Source organism: Pelistega indica, from assembly GCF_000506865.1.
Lineage (GTDB): Bacteria > Pseudomonadota > Gammaproteobacteria > Burkholderiales > Burkholderiaceae_B > Taylorella > Taylorella indica.
In genome coordinates, this window is record NZ_AYSV01000042.1 from 1 (window position 1) to 3,684 (window position 3,684).

General features: G+C 45.3%; 4 protein-coding genes. All 4 read right to left on the bottom strand.

Going from position 1 to position 3,684, the window contains the following annotated elements; all coding sequences use genetic code 11:
- Positions 1–127 precede the first annotated feature (127 nt).
- Positions 128–598 (bottom strand): hypothetical protein, encoded by a 471-nt coding sequence (locus V757_RS18015; RefSeq protein ID WP_023949756.1) that lies wholly within the window; start codon positions 596–598, stop codon positions 128–130.
- Positions 599–1,114, bottom strand: coding sequence for a hypothetical protein (locus V757_RS18020; protein WP_023949758.1), 516 nt, complete (start codon positions 1,112–1,114; stop codon positions 599–601).
- Positions 1,114–1,374: a hypothetical protein gene (locus tag V757_RS18025; RefSeq protein WP_023949760.1), complete on the bottom strand. Its 261-nt coding sequence runs from the start codon at positions 1,372–1,374 to the stop codon at positions 1,114–1,116. The genes V757_RS18020 and V757_RS18025 overlap by 1 nt, the downstream gene beginning before the upstream one ends.
- A gap of 207 nt (positions 1,375–1,581) precedes the next feature.
- Positions 1,582–3,525 carry a hypothetical protein gene (locus tag V757_RS18030; protein ID WP_147628839.1) on the bottom strand — a complete coding sequence of 648 codons (1,944 nt, stop codon included), beginning with the start codon at positions 3,523–3,525 and terminating at the stop codon, positions 1,582–1,584.
- Between the last annotated feature and the right edge of the window lie 159 nt (positions 3,526–3,684).

Sequence of the window (3,684 nt, forward strand, 5' to 3'; positions counted from 1 at the left end):
ACAATCGGTGGTGAATTTCGTATTTACAAACTCTGGATTAATGATTCGTGGGTCWRCAAGCGTGACATCGCTCATGACCTTTGGTAATTCTGGTTCGCCGCAACATTTGCCAGCCATAATAATCTCCTTAGTTACAACCGTGACAACCTGTCACAGCACCAAAAAATAAATCTTTAGGGAACGCCTCTGCGTACGCAATAGGCACTTTCGTTACTTCAATCATCGCTACCCCAACTGCCGTGCTTTCTGCTACAGGTACTGGTGTATCTGGAGCAACTTCCTTTGTCGCATACCCATCATCAAGCACCATACGGTAGTTTCCTGGAATGGATAACAAGGCAATGTTTTGGCATGGGTTTACTGCCCACACGCCACATTGTGTAACATCTTCGACAGCTAAGATATGAGCCTCTTCTGTTTCCAGAACAACATTACATGACCCACCTGTTGGCACCTTGCCATCTTTAAACCATACTTTCTGGATAACACCTCGTTGGTTATCATGCAGGTTGTATGACGAGATAATCGCCACCTCACCTAAACTAACGGTAAAAATGCCACTAATAGCCGAAGTCGATTGGGGGTGAAATAGTTTCATCTAGCCTCCAAAAATTAAATTGTTGGGGATAGGCACGCCTGCAACACGCTCGCCCTCGACATACACTCGCCCCACCATCGCTTCATCAGTTAATTTCAATCTGTAGTACCCTGGTAACGCAATCACTGCCATAGGACTACCGCAGATTAGTCTCCACGCACAGCAATCTGTCTGTGCCTTTACTTCTTCTCTGATAACGCTGTTATCTGGCTCACCGTATTGCCCACAGCACGAATCGCCACGTGGTAACTCATGCACAATAGGAGACACTTTATATACCTCTACGGCTTCACAGGTTTGCCATTTATCTGGCCCATTATCAATATGTTCGCCAGACAGATTAAATGCCGTTAAAATAAGTGCCTCATTCACAGACACTCTGAACACTCGTGATACCGTTGAGGTCGATTTAGAGTCAAAAAACACTTCGCCAACGACCCCATTACCTGTCGTTGGAAATAATTCTGTGCTTGATACTGGCTCTACTACTCGCCCTGTCTTAATATCACATTTCATTACATCAACTCATCCATCAATGAAATCATGCGTTGGATAGCTTCCCACTTCTTCGTGGCTCGCTTTGGTGGTACTAGCAATACAGGGTCAGCCCAAAACAAGCGTTTTACCCCTGCAAAATACCCACCTTTCTGGTATGTCATGCGTTGAGTGCCGAATGCTACAAGGAACGACCCGTCTTCATTAAGACTTACCACACGTCCTGTGCCAAGCATAATGTCATAAACGGTATCTTCTAGCTCCACTCGGTAATTGTCCATCGTCGCCCTCCTCAATGTGCTCATCGTACTGTATCCTTACAGGTTAATTCTGTACCACTAGTCCGAAGATACTTCCTAAAATGACCCCCACAAGAACCCCTCTGTAGAACGTACAGTAAGTACAGTCGACATCTCGACAAACCAATTCATAAAATTTATCGAAAATCCACATTGCTTTGTCGGTTAATTTTTTATAATCACTCTTCATTACATTACTCCTTGCGGTGTAGGTGGCGATGGTGGCATATCTTGCCCCTGACCAATGGCTTGTGCCATCGGGTCTGGTTGTCCTACACTCATATCAATATCATCAGAAACGCCTAACTCATCTAATGGCACGCCACTAGTCTCAAGTGCCTTGTTAACAGCCCAACGAAGTACTTTTGGATCCAATTGACCTGTTTGTGAAAGCTGTGCAATCATTTGTAGCTGTTCAATAGAGCCTTGACGAGCGATTTCTTTCTGTAGTAAGCCCTCTGTACCTCGAGCGTGTACCATCACATCACCCTTAACCCGTTGGTCTTTACTAAACTTCATGTTGTAGTGAAAGTAAGCTGTCCCTAACGGCTCGAATAGCTCCTTGTCAAGATTGATCAAGGCAGACTGAACGCCTTTTAGTGCGTTGCCATATAACGCCATAATGCCTCGGAACGTTCGGTTAGCCCCTGTCCCTACAGGTTGCCCACTCATCGCCGCAGGGATACCCGTATGACGGTCAGCAAGCTCGGTAAAATATTGCATTACCCCTAATAACTGATTAGAAATATTAGGGACATTATGGAAATAGTGTGCTGGACGCCCACCTCCAGAAACATCTGGGTCAGTCGGCACCATGGTGGCACTCATTAACTGACCAATCTGGTCATCGCTCATATAGCGTTGGATACGGCTAAAATCTACCTCACCCATCGGTGCTGAACTATACCCAATGTTTTCCATCAACCCTCGGTACGCCGCCATAAATGAGCGTTCAATATCCCGTAAGTTTTGAGCGATACCATACCCTGCCATTTTGCCAGGTACTCGTTGATAACTAGCAGAGTAAATAGGACGTGCTGAAATGTTCGGATTAGGGTTAATGAGTAGACGAATAGTCCAACTGCCTAGCACCATGGCTTGGCATTCATAATACTTATCATCCTCTACCCCTGTCATACCATAGCGGCGTAACTCTTTACCACTCAATGCCCCAAAATGAAGCAACACATCAATCGATTCATCTTGGCTCCAAGGGTTTAATGGGGTATTACTCTTATCAGGGTTACCACCTAGCCAGTCTAATTGGGTATCTGGTGCGGAGAAAAACTTAATCGCACTCTTCACATTCTGTTCAATAAACCCGGGCAACGTAGCACACTGTAAGAGCGTCATCTTTGTCATTCTACGCTTGACAATATCGTAGGTGCCTTTACCTGCTTCGTAGGTATCTGGCGACCAGAAATAATCAAACGGTGAAATGTTCATTGTACGGAGAATGGGTTTCTCTCCTGTGATTGGACGAGTACCACTCCACTTCAATACTGGCACCATCTCTGGCATTGGCCCCAACATAACAGCGTATGGGTATAAGGCAAAATTAGTCAGAAAATCCATTAACTGGTTTCTGAATCCACCCTCTACTAATTGATCATCAATCAGTTGTTGCATCGCTACGCTAGATTTCTTGGCAATCTCAAACTCTTCTGCTAACTGACGCTCTTTTAACTGTCTAGTCAGCTCAATTACTTCCGCAGGACTACCCTCAAACCCACCCATTAAGGTATCTCGCAATTTGGCAACTACCTGTAACTTAGCTGTATCGTTTAATTCTGGAATGGGAGTAGGTTCAACTAGAAATGGTGAGGCATTAGCACTGCCTAATAGGTCTCGAGTCCACGCTGTCATCACATCAACTTTATGTTTAGTGAGCGAAATGACGACATTGGTATTAAGTGAATTATCTAAATCGGTATCACAGGCTGATGACAACCCATGGTACTGGTTGTAGCAATTATGAAGTGTTTGCTCAACAGAAAACGCCCCTATCGTGTCACGGTTACGCCATTCTTTAGCTCGCATAAACCGTTCTCTCACCATAGTGGCTATCGGGTCAAACTCATTGGAGTCCTTTTTGTGGTGGACATCCTTGTGAAAATCAGTCTGTGTAGTCATAGGGCGTAGTATGAAGTACGCCCTGTTTTTCTTATGCTACCACTACGCCCCCTCGTCCTAGGCGTAAGGGTACGTGATGCCCCCTACTGACCCCTCTGCTTCTTTCGTTTTGGCATCTAGCCAATCAGCCCACACCTGCATCGCTACGACTCGTTCTGA

Excerpts from the sequence above, each read along its gene's own strand:
- V757_RS18020 (WP_023949758.1), bottom strand. The coding sequence starts at position 1,114 with ATGAAATGTGATATTAAGACAGGGCGAGTAGTAGAGCCAGTATCAAGC.
- V757_RS18030 (WP_147628839.1), bottom strand. The coding sequence starts at position 3,525 with ATGACTACACAGACTGATTTTCACAAGGATGTCCACCACAAAAAGGAC.
- V757_RS18015 (WP_023949756.1), bottom strand. The coding sequence starts at position 598 with ATGAAACTATTTCACCCCCAATCGACTTCGGCTATTAGTGGCATTTTT.
- V757_RS18025 (WP_023949760.1), bottom strand. The coding sequence starts at position 1,374 with ATGGACAATTACCGAGTGGAGCTAGAAGATACCGTTTATGACATTATG.